17 protein-coding genes are annotated in these 18019 nt (G+C 45.5%); 11 read left to right on the plus strand and 6 right to left on the minus strand.

The genetic code is table 11. The features are described from left to right. Positions 1-660: 660 nt before the first annotated feature. The gene (gene mqnC / locus V7S65_RS21680; RefSeq protein WP_079471524.1) at positions 661-1785 is read right to left on the minus strand and encodes a cyclic dehypoxanthinyl futalosine synthase; all 1125 of its coding nucleotides are present in this window, start codon (positions 1783-1785) and stop codon (positions 661-663) included. Positions 1786-1948: 163 nt separating this feature from the next. On the opposite strand from mqnC, the gene V7S65_RS21685 reads away from it, so the two are divergent. The 7 genes from V7S65_RS21685 (at position 1949) to V7S65_RS21715 (ending at position 8509) form a co-directional block, all read left to right on the plus strand. Next, a complete protein-coding gene (locus V7S65_RS21685; RefSeq protein ID WP_079471523.1) occupies positions 1949-3151 on the plus strand; it encodes an aspartyl protease family protein in 1203 nt (400 codons plus the stop codon). A gap of 13 nt (positions 3152-3164) precedes the next feature. Beyond that, positions 3165-4082 carry a retropepsin-like aspartic protease gene (locus V7S65_RS21690; RefSeq protein WP_079471522.1) on the plus strand — a complete coding sequence of 306 codons (918 nt, stop codon included), beginning with the start codon at positions 3165-3167 and terminating at the stop codon, positions 4080-4082. 69 nt (positions 4083-4151) lie between these two features. Beyond that, entirely contained in the window at positions 4152-5390 is a 1239-nt protein-coding gene (locus V7S65_RS21695; protein WP_079471521.1) for a M16 family metallopeptidase, read from the plus strand. Between the two features lie 43 nt (positions 5391-5433). Further along, complete coding sequence (locus V7S65_RS21700) at positions 5434-6714, plus strand: M16 family metallopeptidase (RefSeq protein ID WP_079471520.1); 1281 nt, start codon at positions 5434-5436, stop codon at positions 6712-6714. A gap of 115 nt (positions 6715-6829) precedes the next feature. Beyond that, positions 6830-7636: a class I SAM-dependent methyltransferase gene (locus V7S65_RS21705; protein ID WP_336387661.1), complete on the plus strand. Its 807-nt coding sequence runs from the start codon at positions 6830-6832 to the stop codon at positions 7634-7636. A 1-nt stretch (position 7637) separates the two neighbouring features. Next, positions 7638-8042 (plus strand): lysozyme inhibitor LprI family protein, encoded by a 405-nt coding sequence (locus tag V7S65_RS21710; protein ID WP_336387660.1) that lies wholly within the window; start codon positions 7638-7640, stop codon positions 8040-8042. Between the two features lie 65 nt (positions 8043-8107). Continuing rightward, complete coding sequence (locus V7S65_RS21715) at positions 8108-8509, plus strand: lysozyme inhibitor LprI family protein (protein WP_111577196.1); 402 nt, start codon at positions 8108-8110, stop codon at positions 8507-8509. A 45-nt stretch (positions 8510-8554) separates the two neighbouring features. On the opposite strand, the gene V7S65_RS21720 is transcribed toward V7S65_RS21715, so the two are convergent. Both V7S65_RS21720 and V7S65_RS21725 read right to left on the minus strand, forming a co-directional pair. Continuing rightward, complete coding sequence (locus V7S65_RS21720; RefSeq protein ID WP_079471516.1) at positions 8555-9694, minus strand: formimidoylglutamase; 1140 nt, start codon at positions 9692-9694, stop codon at positions 8555-8557. Positions 9695-9813: 119 nt separating this feature from the next. After that, positions 9814-10062 carry a hypothetical protein gene (locus tag V7S65_RS21725; protein ID WP_079471515.1) on the minus strand — a complete coding sequence of 83 codons (249 nt, stop codon included), beginning with the start codon at positions 10060-10062 and terminating at the stop codon, positions 9814-9816. 371 nt (positions 10063-10433) lie between these two features. Between V7S65_RS21725 and V7S65_RS21730 the strand changes: the two genes are divergently transcribed. Beyond that, on the plus strand, positions 10434-11528 hold the full coding sequence (locus V7S65_RS21730; RefSeq protein ID WP_079471514.1) for a glycosyltransferase: 1095 nt from the start codon (positions 10434-10436) through the stop codon (positions 11526-11528). Between the two features lie 72 nt (positions 11529-11600). Here the strand turns inward: V7S65_RS21730 and V7S65_RS21735 are convergent, their stop codons facing one another. Next, entirely contained in the window at positions 11601-11930 is a 330-nt protein-coding gene (locus tag V7S65_RS21735) for an arsenate reductase family protein (RefSeq protein ID WP_079471513.1), read from the minus strand. 99 nt (positions 11931-12029) lie between these two features. On the opposite strand from V7S65_RS21735, the gene polA reads away from it, so the two are divergent. The 3 genes from polA (at position 12030) to V7S65_RS21750 (ending at position 16790) form a co-directional block, all read left to right on the plus strand. Continuing rightward, positions 12030-14843 (plus strand): DNA polymerase I, encoded by a 2814-nt coding sequence (gene polA, locus V7S65_RS21740; protein WP_336387659.1) that lies wholly within the window; start codon positions 12030-12032, stop codon positions 14841-14843. Positions 14844-14992: 149 nt separating this feature from the next. Then, positions 14993-15517: a GNAT family N-acetyltransferase gene (locus V7S65_RS21745; protein WP_079471511.1), complete on the plus strand. Its 525-nt coding sequence runs from the start codon at positions 14993-14995 to the stop codon at positions 15515-15517. 127 nt (positions 15518-15644) lie between these two features. Further along, on the plus strand, positions 15645-16790 hold the full coding sequence (locus V7S65_RS21750; RefSeq protein ID WP_336387658.1) for a C1 family peptidase: 1146 nt from the start codon (positions 15645-15647) through the stop codon (positions 16788-16790). A gap of 204 nt (positions 16791-16994) precedes the next feature. Here the strand turns inward: V7S65_RS21750 and V7S65_RS21755 are convergent, their stop codons facing one another. Together V7S65_RS21755 and V7S65_RS21760 are read right to left on the minus strand one after the other, a co-directional pair. After that, positions 16995-17363, minus strand: a complete 369-nt coding sequence (locus V7S65_RS21755; protein ID WP_079471509.1) for a hypothetical protein — start codon at positions 17361-17363, stop codon at positions 16995-16997. Between the two features lie 4 nt (positions 17364-17367). Further along, the gene (locus V7S65_RS21760; protein ID WP_079471508.1) at positions 17368-17985 is read right to left on the minus strand and encodes an L-threonylcarbamoyladenylate synthase; all 618 of its coding nucleotides are present in this window, start codon (positions 17983-17985) and stop codon (positions 17368-17370) included. Positions 17986-18019 lie beyond the last annotated feature (34 nt).

The raw sequence follows: 18019 nt of genomic DNA on the forward strand, positions 1-18019 counted from the left end.
TACTGATTGGCTTTTGTGATTTTGAGGGATTTGGGAAGATGAGTACACTCGTCAGATTTTAATTTCTGCATTGATATTTCTCTGGAAAATTGGCTTTATTTTCGCTTTTCGTATGATTTCCGGAAAATTCAGTGAATTTGAACGGCTTTTCTCCATCACCATTCTTTAAATAGTTTAAAAAGATGAGCCCGTTTAAGGGCAGGGGTTTATTGAATGCCGTTCACTCACTTTCGCTGGTATATCAGGGTACTGTTTCACTTATAGGGCAGTATTGCGCACAACGGCCCGAATTTTTTCGTCTGTAATGCACTGTGGTAAACGATCCTGGGATCAAGTCCACGTCCCCTCCACATCACCTCCGCGTTATCTCCATGTAATAAGCATGTGCTAAGTATCTGCTAAGTATTTGCTAAGCGTATGCTATGCAGGAACGAAGCATTCTAAAAGCAATCTTTAAAGGCAATTTTTATTCAATCCCTATTATCCCCTTCGTCAATCTCTCAAAATCCAAAATCACAAAAAGCCAATCAGTAAAATCAGCGTAATCAGTGTCTCAGGACAACCTCCGCTAACCTTCGCTAAAATCACAAAACCCTGATCAGCCAATCAGCATGATCAGGGTTCCGGGACAACCTCTTGTTTAAGTTAATATTTTTCTTATCAGTAGTTGATCACCTGTTCTTCAATAGCGGCAGGCAGCTCTCTGAATTTGTACAATTGTGTGCGTAACTGTGGTTCAAAACCGGCTTCACGGATCGCCTCCTGCATAGACAGGTAGGTGAAACGATGCGGCGCTCCGGCGGCGCTTACCACATTTTCCTCGATCATGATAGAACCAAAATCGTTGGCGCCGGCGTGCAGGCAAAGCTGCGCCACCTGTTTACCTACGGTTAACCACGATGCCTGGATATTTTTAATATTCGGCAGCATGATGCGGCTCATGGCGATCATACGGATATATTCTTCTGCGGTAGTCATGTTGTGTACGCCACGGATCCTTGCCAGCAAGGTATCCACATCCTGGAAAGTCCAGGGGATAAAGGCAGTAAAGCCATAATTTCCTTCCGGCTTTTCGCTTTGTACCTGCCGGATATCCACCAGGTGTTCAAAACGTTCCAGCACCGTTTCCACGTGACCAAACATCATGGTAGCGGAAGAGGCAATGTTCAGTTTGTGCGCTGCACGCATTACATCCAGCCACTCCTGCGCACCGCATTTTCCTTTGGAAATGAGGCGGCGTACGCGGTCGTTCAGGATCTCTGCGCCGGCGCCTGGAAGACTGTCCATGCCCGCTTCCTGCAGGGCGCGGAGCACTTCTATATGCGTGCTTTTTTCCAGTTTGGTGATATGTGCTACTTCGGGGGGCCCGAGGGTATGTAATCTTAATGCAGGATATAACTGTTTCAGTTCCCTGAAGAGATCTACGTAAAAGCTGAGGCCCAGTTCCGGGTGGTGTCCTCCCTGTAACAGCAGCTGGTCGCCGCCATACTTAAGGGTTTCCTCGATCTTCTTTTTGTACTCTTCAATTGGCGTAATATAAGCCTCTTTGTGGCCGGGAATGCGGTAAAAGTTACAAAACTTGCAGTTGGCCGTGCATACATTGGTGGTATTTACGTTCCTGTCTATCTGCCAGGTTACCTTTCCATGTGGAACCTGTTGCTTGCGTAACTCGTTGGCTATTTCCATCAATTCTGCCAGTGGAGCATTTTCAAACAGGTAAACGCCCTCTGCTGCTGTCAGAAACTCAAAGTTCTGCGCCTTTTTGTATAAATCCTGAAGTTCCATATGCTGTGTTTCTAACCCTGAATAACTTCAGCAAAGGTAGTATTTAGGCAATTAACCGCCTGTAATAAAAATATTTTATACGAACACTATTTAATGTTAAATTTATAGCAATACACATCCCCTGCATCAACCAAGTATGCTTAGACCAATTCTGTTACACGTTATGCTGCTTCTGGCAGCCGCCGGTATATCGATGAGCACCCAAGCCGGAAATGCCACGTTCGATAACGATAGTACACGCGAAGCTATGCTGCTTACGCGCTTCCACTTCAAGCAATACTATGGGGGAGTTGTAGTGATCCAGGCATTGGTCAGCAATTATCCTGATACCCTTCAGTTCATCCTCGATACAGGCAGTGCAGGCATTTCACTGGATACTTCTACCTGCGTGCGACTGGGAATAAGCATGGAACCATCAGACCGGATCATTAAAGGTCTTGGCAGCTCCAAGCCGGTGTCTTTTGCGCGGCATCACTCCCTGAAGCTGCCCGGGTTAAAGGTCGACAGCCTCGACTTCCACATCAACGACTATGAGCTGATCAGCCAGGTGTATGGCATACAGGTAGATGGCATCATTGGCTATAGCTTGCTGAGCCGGTATATTGTGACGATAGATTATGATACCGAAGAAATTATTATTTATTCCAAAGGAAAATATACTTATCCCAAAGGTGGTCAACTATTGCGACCATCCCTTACACAGATCCCGCTGATATCCGCCCCCCTGAAGAACTCCGTGCGCACCATCACCAACCGTTATTATTTCGATACCGGTGCCGGTATGTGCCTGTTGTTGTCGTCCCAGTTTGTAAACGACAGCAGCGTATTACAGGGCAAAAGACGCCGCACCAAAAAGATCATACAAACCGAAGCCCAGGGCCTCGGAGGAAAGATGACCATGTCGCTCACCACCGTCAATGAATTCCGCATCGGCAACTACAGTTTCCGGAATGTGCCCACTTATGTGTTCGATGATAAAAGCAACGTTACCGCTTATCCTTTTCTTGGCGGAATGATAGGGAACGATTTGCTCCGCCGTTTCAACATCACACTCAACTACGGCAAAAAGGAAATATACATGCTGCCCAACACGCATTTCCGTGATATGTTCGACTATTCCTACACAGGTCTGATCATCTACCTGATCGACGGAAGGGTTGAAGTAACCGATATTATCAAAGGATCGCCGGCAGAAAAAGCAGGCTTCAAAACAGGCGATATTATCATGGGCATCAACAATAACCTGGGCCCAAACCTCCAGCTGTTCCGCGAATTACTGAAAAACATAGGCACCAGGGCCACCTGCCTGGTAAGCCGGGATAAAGAACTCCTCATTAAAAAATTGCCAATAAAAAGTATTCTTTGACGTTATTTGTGTCATGTGGCGCTTTTTATTGACAGTAACCATCGTATTCAGCTATGCCCTAATGCCTGCCCATGCCCAGCGCAGAGGCTCATCAGCAGCAGCAACGGATAACAGCAAACCAGTAGCCGTCATTCCCTTCCAACTGGTAAACCGGCAGGTGATCATCCCTGTTGCGGTTTCCGGCAGTTCAGATACCCTTCATTTTATTTTTGACAGCGGGGCAGAAGTAACGGTGATGAACATCGCCACGGCCGCCAAACTACAGCTGAGAAATGCCGGGAATGCCTTCTTAACCGGCACCAACAATGCAATGGCCAAAACGGAACTGGCTACCCTGAATGCCCTCTATCTCAAAGAACTCCGGTTGCCTTATGTGAAAGTATACCTGGAAAACCTCAGCAACCTGGGGCCGGTAGACGGGATCATAGGAATCGCTTTGCTAAAGCTTTACATCGTAAAAATTGATTACCGTTCCAAACAGCTCGTACTGTATAAATCCGGGAAAACGCCCGTTGGCAATACCGGCCGGCTGCTGCATTTTCAGCTGAATTTCAGCACACCGGTGATTGATGCCTCCATCCAGCTGCCCGATGGCCGCCGCTTACCCGGTCACTATCACATCACCACCGGCGGCGACTATGGCATCCTTTTTAACTGGCCCTATGTAGATAAATACAAACTCAATACCCTGCTTCCCACCATCAATACAGACCGCGTACAGGATATGCTGAAGGTATTGTACTACATCAATAGTTCGGTGCCCTCACTGGAAATGGGCGGCCGCAGCATCCCCAATGTGCCGGTGAGCTACAGCAAGGATATCGACGACCTCGGCGTATTCACAGAAGTAGCCGGCTCCATTGGTTATGATATCTGGAAAGACTACACGCTTACCATTAATTACGATAAGAAGGAACTGTACCTCGAGTAGCTTTTTGTTGCTTTGAGCTGAAAGCTTACCGTAATTCCCTATTTTTACCATATTGACCAATAAAAAGATATGATCCATTATAATAAGTTTACGCTGGCAAACGGACTGAGGGTAATTGTTCACGAAGACCATACTACGCCAATGGCGGTAATAAATGTACTGTATGATGTAGGAGCGAGAGATGAAAATCCGGCACAAACCGGCTTTGCCCACCTGTTTGAACACCTGATGTTTGGCGGATCCATCAATATTCCCTCTTACGATGAACCATTACAAATGGCTGGTGGCGAAAATAACGCGTACACCACCAGTGATCTGACCAACTACTACATTCAGCTTCCGGCAGAAAATATTGAAACCGGTTTCTGGCTGGAAAGTGACCGCATGCTCTCCCTGGCCTTTGATGAAAAAAGCCTGGATGTGCAACGCAAAGTAGTATCAGAAGAATTTAAAGAACATTACATCAATAAACCTTATGGAGATGTATGGCATAAAATGCGCGAGCTGTCGTACACTACCCATCCCTATCGCTGGATGACCATCGGTAAAGAATTATCACATATTGAAAATGCTAAACTGGAAGATGTAAAAGCATTTTTCTTTAAGTATTACCGGCCCATAAATGCCATTCTTTCCGTAGGCGGTAACGTTACGGTAGACCAGGTGAAAGCGCTCGCAGAAAAATGGTTCGGCGACATTCCTTCCGGCGAAAAATACTATCGCAACCTGCCGGTTGAACCCGCCCAAACTGCCGCGCATAAACTGGAAGTAAAAGCCAATGTACCCCTGGATGCATTGTATAAATGCTATCACATGTACGCCCGTACGGACAAGCGTTATTATGCGGCCGACCTGATCTCCGACATCCTCGGCGGAGGCAGCTCCTCCCGCCTGAACCAGGTACTGGTAAAAGAAAAAAAACTATTCAGCAATATTGAGTGTTATCATTTTGGCAGCCTCGATGCCGGCCTGCTAACCATAGAAGGCAAACTGGTAAAAGGCGTAAAGATGAAAGATGCAGAAAAAGCCATTCAACAGGAACTGGAAAAACTGCAACAGGAAGTCATTTCAGAAAGAGAACTGCAAAAAGTAAAAAACCGCGTGGAAAGTTTGCTGGCTTTTGAAGACATGAGCCTGCTCAACCGCGCCAATAACCTGGCGTTTTATGAACTGCTGGGCGACGCTGCTCTGATGAACCGCGAATTTGAAAATTACGAAGTAGTAACCGCAGCAGAAATACATGAGGAAGCGAAACTCCTTTTTGATGAGAAGAATTCAAATACCATTTACTATTACGCTGCCAACTAAAGCAGTGACTTGTTTTCGGCCCTCACCCTTTAAATAAGACACGATGAACAGAACTATTGCCCCTCCCATTAAAGATGCGGTGGATTTCGATATAAAACTGAAGCCATATGAACAGTTCACCCTGGACAATGGCATCCCGGTATATGTAATGAAATCTGACGAACAGGAAACATTACAGCTGGAGCTGGTATTTCCTGCAGGCAGCTGGTATGAAAGCGAAAGCCTGGAAGCCACAGCCACCAACTTTCTCATGAAAAATGGTACCAGCAAACATACGTCGCAGCAAATCAACGAAAACGTAGATTATCACGGCGCTTACCTGAACCGTAATGCGTACCATGAAAACGCCACCTATACGCTTCACTGCCTCACCAAGCATACGGAAGTACTCCTCCCCGTGCTGCAGGAAGTGATCCTGGACCCAATATTCCCGGAAGAGGAACTGAACCTGTACAAGCAGAACCAGAAACAAAAACTGGCAGTAAACCTCCTCAAATGCGATTTTGTAGGGAACCGTTTTATTGATAAATACCTGTTCGGGGAATTCCATCCATATGGCCGCGTAAGCTCCATGATGGCATATGACGCCCTACAACCCGAAGGATTGCAGGCGTTTTATAAGAAGCACTATACTTACAACAACTGTAAGATCTTTGTAGCCGGCAACCTGCCGGCCAACATGATCCCGCTGCTGAATCAATATTTTGGTACCACCAAATGGAACGGAGATACACACCTGGTTAAACTCGATCTGCCAATACAACCGGCGGAAGAAAAAAAATTCAGGATCTTCAATGATGAAAATGGCGTACAGGGCGCAGTACGCGTGGCCCGTCATTTTCCAAACCGTTACCATCCCGATTTTCCGAAGATGCTGGTGTTAAACACTATTTTTGGCGGCTACTTTGGCTCCCGCCTGATGAGTAACATCCGGGAAGAAAAAGGTTATACCTACGGCATCTATTCACAGTTGTATAACTTCCGTCAAACCAGTGCGCTGAACATCCAAACGGAGGCCGGCCGCGATGTTTGCGAAGCCACCATCGATGAAATTTACAAGGAGCTGCTACGCCTGCAGAATGAACCTGTTCCGAAAGAAGAACTGGACCTGGTTCGTAACTACATGATAGGTTCCATCCTGGGCGACCTTGACGGCGCTTTCCAGCTGATCCAGCGCTGGAAAAACCTCATCCTGAACGACCTGGATGAAAACTACTTCTACAATAACATCAAAACTATCAAAACCATTACCGCTGAAGAATTGCAGCAGCTGGCGAAACAGTACTTTACGCCAGGCGATTTTTATGAACTGGTAGTGATTTAAAAAGATATATGCCGACAAAAAAATAAAAGGTTTCCATTAACGGAAACCTTTTATTTTTGGATAACCTGTATTATCCCCATCCACTGGAAATCAAAGTACCTTAAACACTGTACTCATGGAACCATTACCTGATTATCTTTCAACAAATAAAGAGCTATGGAATAAGCGTACAGGCGTTCACGTACGGTCTGATTTTTACGACCTTCCCGGCTTTCTTGATGGCAAAAATTCCCTGAAAGAAATAGAACTACGGTTACTTGAAACGGTACAGGATAAGCAGATCCTTCACCTGCAATGCCATTTCGGGCAGGATACCCTGTCTCTTGCCAGGATGGGCGCCACCGTAACAGGAGTGGACCTTTCCGACGCTGCCATTACGCTGGCAAATGAGCTGGCGATTCAATCCGGGCTTGAGAAAAAAGCCCGCTTCGTTTGCTGCGACCTCTATAGCGCGCCCAATCACCTGGACGGCGTTTTTGATACGGTATTCACCTCTTACGGAACTATTGGCTGGCTACCGGACCTTGATAAATGGGCAGCCGTAGTGAATCATTTTCTGAAACCGGGCGGGTCATTCGTGATGGCAGACTTTCATCCCGTTATCTGGATGTTTGATGACAACATTAAAGAAATCATCTACAGCTATTTTAACACCCAAACCATTGTGGAAGAAACTACCGGAACCTACACCGATGGAGGCAGCGATATCCGGCATACTTCCTATTCCTGGAATCATCCGCTGAGTGAGATCGTTTCTTCATTAACCGCGCAGGGATTGCAGCTCCGGGTATTCCAGGAGTTTGATTATTCTCCCTATAACTGTTTTAGTAACACCGTTGAAAAAGATGGCCGTTTTTATATCCGGGGAATGGAAGGAAAACTGCCAATGGTATATGCTTTTAAATTCTTCAAACCTTTATAACATGAAATCTCTTGTTCTATTTCTTTTACTGGTTACAGGCAGCATGACCGCCTTTTCACAGTCACAGTCAGAATTAAATAAACAGGCCGGCCAGGAATATAAAGAGGCCGACAAAAAGCTGAATGATATCTACCAGCTGATCCTGAAAGATTATGCTGCCAACAAAGCATTCATTAAAAACCTGAAAGATGCGCAGCGGATCTGGATACAATTCCGTGATGCACAGGTACAGGCAATGTATCCTGCTGCCGCCAAAAGCTATGGCAGTGCATTTCCTATGTGCCGGGCCGGTTACCTCACCGAACTTACAAATCAGCGTACCGAAGCCCTGCGGGTTTGGCTGAACGGACTGCCACAGGGAGATGTTTGCACCGGCTCTATCGGCGATAAACTGGGCAACCAATAAGAAGGACTACTGATATTAGTATTTTATTAAATATATTTTGTATATTTGATGATCACACAGTCCCTATGCGAAACCTGATCATCCTTCTTGCGTTATTCCTGTGTTCGAAAGCGTATTCACAATCACAACATACAGCGCTGGACACACTTGAAATCCGCTACCAGCAGTGCCTTGGCAATAGCCACAATATGTATAGCTGCGCAGTTACCTATTATAAACAGCTGGACAGTTTACTTAATACCACTCTCCGCTACCTCTATTCCAGCCTGAATACCGGGCGGCAGCAAAAGCTGCAGGAAGAACAGCTGGCATGGGAAACAAAGAAAGAAGAATATTTTAAGAAGATAGATGAGCGGGTGGAGAAGATGCATAAACGCACGATGGAAGGATTGGATGATGAAATGATTTCCACCGATAATAAGGCTGCTTTCATCAAAGAGCGGTTAACTACCCTTCTCAATATTTGATATTGTCTCCGTACAATGATGTTCATTGTACGGAGACAATAACGCTTAAAGTCTTTCCTGGTGGCGCAGCCAGCGCTCCGGCATTTCATTGTTGCTGGCCATCAGGTAATCGTTATACGCACATGGTACAAATTCGCGGTCGGGGAGCTGCATCCACCAGCGGCCTGTTTTCTTGCTTTTCAGGAAAACGGTTTCTATATCGGAGAAGGCTATATGAAATTCCCAGAAAGCATCGCGGTCGTCCAGCAGGGCTTCTTTATTTTTCACAGCGCGGCCATCCATAAAGTACCACATCATCTGGGAAATTTGCCGGGCGGTCAGGTGTTCTTTGTCTTTTTCTGGGCGGTAGCCGTAGATACCAAAAGAGGAGAGGCGGCTGCTCATACCGGCGTACCTGGCCAGGGAGCAGGCTTCTTCACCGCTGAAGCCATTGGGCGAAAGCTGGTTGGCCGGCGCATCTGTGTGCCGGATAATATTGATATCAAGACTGAATAAATCTGAGTGGCGTAATACCGGTTCTGCTTCTTCCATATTTTCACGGATGCGGCCAAGGCGGTAGCAGTCGAAGCGAAGCTTATCCAATGTTTCTAACATCCGCGGATGTACGAAATAACTCTGGAAACCGATATGATTGTAATGACGCAGGTAGTTGGGTTGCTCAGTGAGGATGTCCATTAAAAAGCGTTCGCTGCGTATACTGGAGTCTTCTTTCAGGTCGATCAGCGCATCGGCAACAGTGGCTTCAATAATTAATTGCTGCGACGCATAGGCTTTATATTGCGGGTAGGTAAGATCATGCGAACCGCCCAGGATGATCACGGTTTTATTGGCGGCTAATAATTCTGCAACAACTGTTTTCATCGCAGCATATGCATCTGCGAGAAATGCACCTGGCAGCAGGTTGCCAACATCCGCGAGTTTGATATCGCGGTGCCAGTTGTACAAGCGGAAAAATTCGCGGCGAATAGCATCAGGACCGTGTGTATCCGTTTTGCCGGATTCACTGCCTCTTTCTTCTCCTACACCCAGCAAAATAATATCTGCTGCGTCTATATCCGGATGGTGATCATCTTCGTATGCGTCAATTACACCGCCCACCTGGAATGGATCGTATTCCTGGTCATCGTTTAAAAATGCCTTTGAAACAGGATGTAGGAAATCCTGCAGATGCGAAAAATCTGCCATCAGTAAATTGCGTTTATTTGATGGCAAACGTACAACAAGAATTTAAAAAAAAGCAAAACCAGGCAGATAAGGGCAGCGGGTCAAAGCTACTATAACGGGAATTTGTAGAGGTAAGGCTACTAGTTCTTGTGAATAATAAATTCGAAAGGCTTATGCGACTTACGTGAAATTGCTTTTTCCAGCACGGTTCGTTTGCTGGTAATCCGACTCTTGTTACAATCCATAACTTCCATAACTGCACAGAGATAATCCATCGTCTCAATCAACGAAAGCATTTCGCTGATTTGTCTCACCGCAGATTGGATCTGCTGTTCCGTGTACCTATCTTCATGTAGCAGGATTAATAAATCTCTATCTACAGGTTTCATGAATAAAAAATTTGACTGTTCCCCGAAATATTGTTTGGCCAGGTATCAAAGGATAGTTCAAAAAGATAAGGCAAAAATTGTTTAGTTGTCAGTCGTTGTCAAAGTCGTCGTTGCTATCAAACAGATCGTCTTATTTAGTGCATTCTTTTTTTATTCATGGTAGGACAACCGCAATCGTTTTTCTTAAAAACTTTACACCCTTCCATCATCAGGCATCCACAAAGAAAAATGACTACGATCCATTTTATACTTTTCATACTACTATACTAATTATATACTGGCTATTTTTGAATACCTTCCTTAAGTGTTTACCTTTTCTTAACAATGCCCTTTTGTAATTTAAGCTAAATTCGTAAAAAATATTAAAATATTTGTCCACAATTATTGCGTCCCGAAAAATTTTAATCGTTCCCCTGGATTGGGGCCTTGGACACGCCACCCGGGATATTCCGCTCATCCGTGAAATGCTAAACGCAGGTTGTCAGGTTTTTATTGCAGCGGAAGGCAAACACGCAGCCCTGCTACAGCAGGAATTCCCGCAACTGACCATACTTCCACTGCCTGGCTACCGCATTCAATATGCACAAAAAGGACAGTTTTTCGGACTGAAAATCATCCAGCAAATACCCAAGATTTTCCGTGCCATAAACTATGAGCAGAGATGGTTGAAGAAGATAGTCGCTGAGTATCAAATCAATGCAGTTATTTCAGACAACCGCTTTGGCTTATATCATAAAAATATTCCTACTGTTTTCATTACCCACCAGCTCCTCATTAAAACGCCTTTTGGTGGTTGGATAGAGCGGACCCTGCAAAAAATAAATTATCGTTTTATTAACAAATACAGCGCCTGCTGGATTCCCGATTTCCCCGGCAGCAACAACCTCTCCGGCGAACTGGCGCATCCCGGCCAATTACCTGCCCATACCACCTATATCGGTTGCCTGAGCAGGTTTGAGCCCAAACCCGGCGTGGAAAAAAAGTACGATCTGCTGGTGCTCATCTCCGGACCGGAACCACAGCGCTCCAACCTGGAAAAGCTGATCCTGGACCAGGTTAAATCCTTGTCCATCACCGCACTGATCGTCAGCGGAAAGCCCGGCACGCCGCAACACGAACAGGTAGCCCCGGGCGTTACACAAATTAATCACCTCAACGCCAGCGAATTAAACGAAGCCATGCTGGCGTCAGATATGGTATTGAGCCGCTCCGGGTATACTACCCTGATGGATCTGGCCAAACTGAATAAAAAAGCAATCCTTATCCCTACACCCGGACAATCAGAGCAGGTATACCTGGGCGAATACCTGATGGAGAAAGGGTACTTCTATTCCCTTCCACAGGAACGCTTTCATCTGAAAACAGCGCTGGACGAAGCATCCCGCTTCCCGTTCCGGTCTTTTCACCATGAACAGGATATGAACCAGTACAAACAGGTAGTACAACAGTTTGTACAGTCACTCTGAGCTTATTTAAAAAAAGGGATGTCTGAAAAACTCAGACATCCCCTTTTAGTTCCATATCGTTAAAAAAGACTGCTAAATATTTTTCACGTCTGCACCGGCATAAATCTTTCCACCTGTAATAGCCACCGGGCGCTTCAGAAATGAATACTCCTGTAATATCAGGCTACGGTAATCATCTTCCGTTAACGTTTTTTCATGTAATCCCATTGGCCGGTACTGCTGCGATCTGCGGCTGAATAAAGATTCATAGCTGCCGGAAAGCGCCTTCATTTCATCCAGCTGCTCCGGCGTGATTTTGTCTTTCTTAATATCCTGCAAAATAAATCCGCGCTCCTTTGCCTTCGTTTCTTCCAGAATTTTCTTACAGGTTCCGCAGGTCGACAAATGATAAATTTTATTCATTCTTTTTTGTTTTTTTTTATTTGTAAAGTTACATCCTCACCGTATATGGTAGTACTATCTTAATTTTGCAGATTCAAATTAAATCTTGTAGGTTTAGCAATGGAAAAGAAATTATTTTTACTGGACGCCATGGCACTGATTTACAGGGCTTATTACGCCCTGATCAGGAATCCCCGCATCACCAGTGCGGGTCGAAATACCAATGCGCAGTTTGGTTTCACCACTACTTTACTGGACCTCATCAATAAAGAAAAGCCTACTCATATAGCCGTTGCGTTTGACACGCACGCGCCTACTGAGCGTCATACCACTTATACTGATTATAAAGCCAATCGTGAAGATGCACCGGAGGATCTGCTGGATGCATTACCGGATATCAAACGGATCATTGAAGGTTTCAATATCCCTGTAGTAGAACTGGATGGCTATGAAGCGGATGATGTAATCGGTACGCTGGCATGGCAGGCCGCTGATGCAGGCTACACCGTTTATATGGTAACCCCGGATAAAGACTACGGACAGCTGGTTCGTGATAATATATTTATCTACAAGCCACCATACATGGGCAACAAGGAAGAGATCATGGGGCCAAAGGAAGTGTGTGAAAAGTGGCAGATCAAAGATGTACACCAGGTAATTGATATCCTCGGCCTCATGGGTGATGCAGTGGATAATATCCCCGGTATTGCCGGCATCGGCGAAAAAACGGCGATGAAACTACTGGCACAATATCATACCCTCGAAAATGTGCTGGATAACGCCGATACCATTGGTGGTAAAATGGGAGAGAAGATCAAAGCAGGTCGTGAAAATGCCCTGCTGTCCAAAGAACTGGCTACTATCATCACAGATGTACCGGTTACCTTCCATGAAGAAGATTTTTGTATCAAAGATTGTGATAAAGGAAAGCTCACCGACATTTTCATGGAGCTGGAATTTAAAACTCTTGGTAAAAGAATACTGGGAGATGGTTTTGCCGGTAGCGCCAGTGTGGAAGCTAAAGCGCGGGTGGTGCAAACAGATCTCTTTGGCACCGTTGTTACAGAAGAAGTAACCGTAACCACCGAAACAGTGGAAACCGGCAACATCCTGCTGGCAGACAAAAATATTCACAATACCCCTCATGAATACGAGGTAATTGATACGCTGGAAAAAAGAACCGCCCTGTTGCAGCAGTTGCTGCAGCAGTCTGAGGTATCTTTTGACACAGAAACAACCGGCACCGATGCCAACGATGCGGAGATTGTAGGCATGAGTTTTTCCTTCAAAAAAGGCGTCGCGTACTACATTCCCATGCCGGCAGATAACACTGCTGCACGCGCCATCATTCATGAATTTACACCGCTGTTCCAGCACTCGTCCATTATACTCATCGGTCAGAATATCAAGTATGATATGCTGATCCTGAAATGGTACGGCATGGAAATTACCACCGCCCTGTTTGATACCATGCTGGCGCATTACCTGATTGAGCCGGAAGGCCGCAGGAGCATGGATGTGCTGAGCGCGCAATACCTCCAGTATGAACCTGTTTCCATAGAATCCCTGATCGGTAAAAAAGGAAAGGGACAAGGCAGCATGCGGGATGTGGAGATAGAAAAGATCAAGGAATATGCTGCGGAAGATGCCGACATCACATTGCAGCTAAAAGAAAAATTTGCGCCGATGCTGCCTGAAAAGGCCGTGGACAAAGTATTCTACGATATTGAAAACCCGCTGGTGAAAGTACTCGCCGACATGGAGTACGAAGGCATTGCCCTCGATACAATGGCACTGGCCGACTATTCAAAAGAGCTGGAAATAGAAATTAAACGGGCAGAAGAAAGTGTATACGAACAGGCCGGCGTACGTTTCAAACTGGCCTCGCCAAAGCAACTGGGAGAAGTGCTGTTTGAAAAATTACAGCTGGACCCCAAAGCAAAGAAAACACGTACCGGTCAATATGCTACCGGTGAAGATGTGCTGCAAAAGCTTTCCAACAAGCATAAAATAGTAGAGGACATCCTCATTTTCAGGGAACTGAGCAAACTGAAATCTACCTACGTAGATTCGTTGCCGTTATTGCTGAATAAACGCACCAACCGCATACACACATCCTATAACCAGGCAGTGGCGGTAACCGGTCGTTTAAGTTCCAATAACCCCAACCTTCAGAACATTCCTATCCGTACAGACAGGGGCCGCGAAATAAGGAAAGCCTTTATTCCGCGCAATGAGGAGTTTGTGTTATTATCGGCCGATTATTCTCAGATTGAGTTGCGCATTATCGCCGCCATCAGTGAAGACAAAGAAATGATGGCCGCCTTTCAGCAGGGAATAGATATCCACGCGGCTACTGCGGCAAAGGTATATAACGTACCCCTGGAAGAAGTTACCTCCGATATGCGCCGCAATTCAAAGAGCGTAAACTTTGGAATCATCTATGGCGTAAGCGCCTTTGGTTTGTCGGAGAACCTGGGTATTCCCCGCAGTGAAGCCAAAATGCTGATTGATAACTATTTCGCCCAGTATCCATCTATCAAAAAATATATGGACGACCAGATAAAATTTGCGTCAGAAAAGGGGTATGTTCAAACCCTGCTGGGACGTAAGCGCTGGTTAAAAGACATTAACTCATCTAACGCGGTAGTACGTGGCTTTGCCGAAAGGAACGCCATTAACATGCCTATCCAGGGTACTGCGGCAGATATGATCAAACTGGCAATGATTGCTATACATAAAGCGTTCAAAGAACGAAACCTCAAGTCCCGCATGCTGTTGCAGGTACATGATGAATTGGTTTTTGATGCGCATCGTTCTGAACTGGAAATTATTAAACCCCTTATATTAGATCTTATGCGTAATGCCTTGCCGTTGTCTGTTCCCGTTGAAGCGGAAATGGGTACCGGTAATAACTGGCTGGAGGCGCATTAAAATTTTGGCTGTGGCAATTGGCTTTTAGCAGGTAACATCTGATCCGCGGGAATATTTTCCCCGGCAGGATTGTTAAATGCTAAAAGCTAATGAATTAAATGCTAAAAGCTGCTATTGTATTTCCCAAAACAGTTTACTAGTTTTCAAACATGATCCAAACACCTCGACTACAATTGTTGCCGTGCTCACTGGAGCATTTCGAATTGCTATTACAGGGCAACGATCACCTGGCCGACCTGCTTGGCATTTCTATCCCGGAAGGTTGGACAGAGTATCCCGAAATGGTACTGGTGGCATATGATAAGTTACGCAACGACCCCGCCATGCTTGGCTGGTTCTTTTACCTGGTAATTCACCGCGCCGACAAACGCCTGATTGGCGCCGGCGGCTTCAAAGGCAAGCCCAATGAAGACGGGCTCGTGGAAATGGGCTATGAAATAACAGCCGCCTACCGGGAAAAAGGGCTGGGCACCGAAATGGCCGAAGGGCTTATCCGCTTTGCCTTCGGACATTCTTACGTTCACCGGGTGATTGCCCACACCGAAGAAGAGTATAACGCCTCCGTTAAAATATTACAAAAAGCGGGGATGCGATTTGTAGGTACATTTAAAAATAAAGAAGGAGAAGATCTCTGGGAATGGGAAATTACCCGTAATCATTACCAGGAGAAATAACTGTAATTCGCGTGAACAATCATTAAAAGAAGCTGTAGCAAGCCCCGTTCATCCATCTTTTCGTCCGTCAAATACCCACTTTCCCTTATTTTTGGTCCTTGTTTTTAAACCAATCATTGATATACTCATGAAGAAATGGATAATGTGTGCAGCCATGCTTTACAGCATAGGCGCGTATGCACAAAACAGTACCAACGTAGAGGGAAGCCGCTATCAGTTTACCGTTTTAAAGAACCTGGATGCAGGAGATGTACAGAACCAGGGACGTACCGGCACCTGCTGGTCTTTTTCCGGCCTGTCTTTCTTTGAATCAGAAATACTCCGTACCGGTAAAAATAAAGGACTGAACCTCAGTGAAATGTACGTGGTACGCAAAATGTATCCGTTGAAAGCCGCTAACTATGTACGTATGCATGGAAAAGCCAACTTCGGCGAAGGTGGCGGGTTCCCGGATGACCTGCTCTGCCTCCGTGAATACGGCCTGGTTCCACAGGGTGCATATGATGGCAATAAAGGTAAAATGTACAACCATGCTGAAATGGAAAGCCTCCTGGAAGGTATGGTGAATAAAATAGGTAATGCACAGGGCACTATCAACCCCGACTGGGCAAAAGCTTTTGATGGCGTGCTCAATGCCTATATGGGCGACGCTCCGGAAAAGTTCCAGTATAACGGTAAAACATATACGCCACAAACCTTTGCAAAAGAACTGGGCCTGAACGCCGACGATTACGTACTGATTTCTTCCTTCACCCACCACCCGTACAACTCACAGTTTGTACTGGAAGTTCCGGATAACTGGAACTGGGAAAAAGTATATAACGTAAACCTGAATGACTTTACCAACATCGCTGAAAATGCTATCCTGAATGGTTACTCCATTGCATGGGCTGCTGATGTAAGCGAAAAAGGATTCAATTTCAAAGACGGACTGGCCATTGTTCCTGAAAAAGACTGGGCCGATATGTCTGCTGAAGAGAGAAGAAATGCTTTCCTGGAACCAGGCAAAGAAAAAACAATCACACCTGAGGTACGCCAGCAGGCTTTCGATAACTTCGAAACGCAGGATGATCACGGTATGCACATCGTAGGATTGGTGAAAGATCAGAACGGTAACAAATACTTCCGCGTGAAAAACTCCTGGGGCACCGACAATCCGGGTCAGGGATATTTCTACGCTTCTGAGCCTTACTTCGCGTATAAAACCACCTGCTACATGGTAAACAAAAAAGCGTTACCGGCAGATATCGCAAAGAAACTGGGAGTTAAATAATTTTTTTAAAGAGATAGGAAAGAGGATTTGCCTGCGGGTAAATCCTCTTTTTTATGGGGTTCTTTTAACCATCAGATTGGGTGTTTAATGCACTTTCTCTCACAGTTAATCATATTTATCTTTTTAAAATATATTTGCTTTGATCAACTAATTATCATTGACTTTGGCAAATATTATCTTCCAGAATAAATACAGTAAAAGAGATCAACGTTTTCCTTCCTGTTGCTGGGCATAAGAATAGCTTCCTAAACGGAACTTGAGAGGCACTCCTGTTTGTTTCTGCCAAACCCATTCTTTCTTACAAAAAAAACCAAAGTGCTGTTGGTAATAAGCATCGGCTGCAAGGCGGTAAACCGGTGCAGCTACGGGAACCGGAGCGGGGAATTTCCGGGCGGAAGAGGAAAGTAACGTGGCTGGCTTTAATGTGAAGCCAGCAGTATCAGACAGCATAAAAGGCAACGGCTTCACCGTTACCAACGACACCGGCGCTACCGGTTTCAATATAACCGTTTGCGCCCCGGCCATCATGCCGGGGAATAAACAAACCACACTTATCCACCACCGCTTTTGCATATGATCAGGATATTTCTTCAAAACTTCCAATGCCCTCGCGGATCAACACCGGCTCTGCACCGGTACAATCCACCACGGTAGAAAAACCCATACCGCCGGGGCCACCATCTATTACAATATCTACCTGGTTGCCAAACTTCTCATAAATAATCTCCGGGTCCGTGTATTCTTCCACGTAATCCTCTATCGGCAGCGTGGTACTCATAATAGGATTGCCAAGTTCTTTTACAATGGTGCGGCAAATATTATTGTCGGGCACCCTGATACCCACGGTATCCTTTTTCGTTTTTAATAACTTGGGCACCATCCTGCTGGCCGGCAAAATAAAGGTATACGGGCCTGGCAATGCCTTTTTCAACATACGGAAAACGGGCGTATCCACACTCTTGGCGTAGTCGGACAAATGACTCAGGTCGTAACAGATAAATGAGAAATTTGCTTTTTTCGGATCTATCTGTTTAATCCTCGCAATACGCTCTATGGCCTTATGTTGTGTAATATCGCAGCCCAAACCATAAACCGTATCGGTTGGATAAATAATAATTCCTCCGTCTTTTAAACATTCAATGATCGTTTTTAAATGACGGGGATTCGGGTTATCCGGGTGTACGTTTAATAGCATATATAAAGTTAACGATTGTGTTTCACTTTCAGGT

The sequence above is a fragment of the Chitinophaga sp. CCNWYY40 genome (genome assembly GCF_037483205.1).
GTDB classification, from domain to species: Bacteria; Bacteroidota; Bacteroidia; order Chitinophagales; family Chitinophagaceae; genus Chitinophaga; species Chitinophaga ginsengisegetis.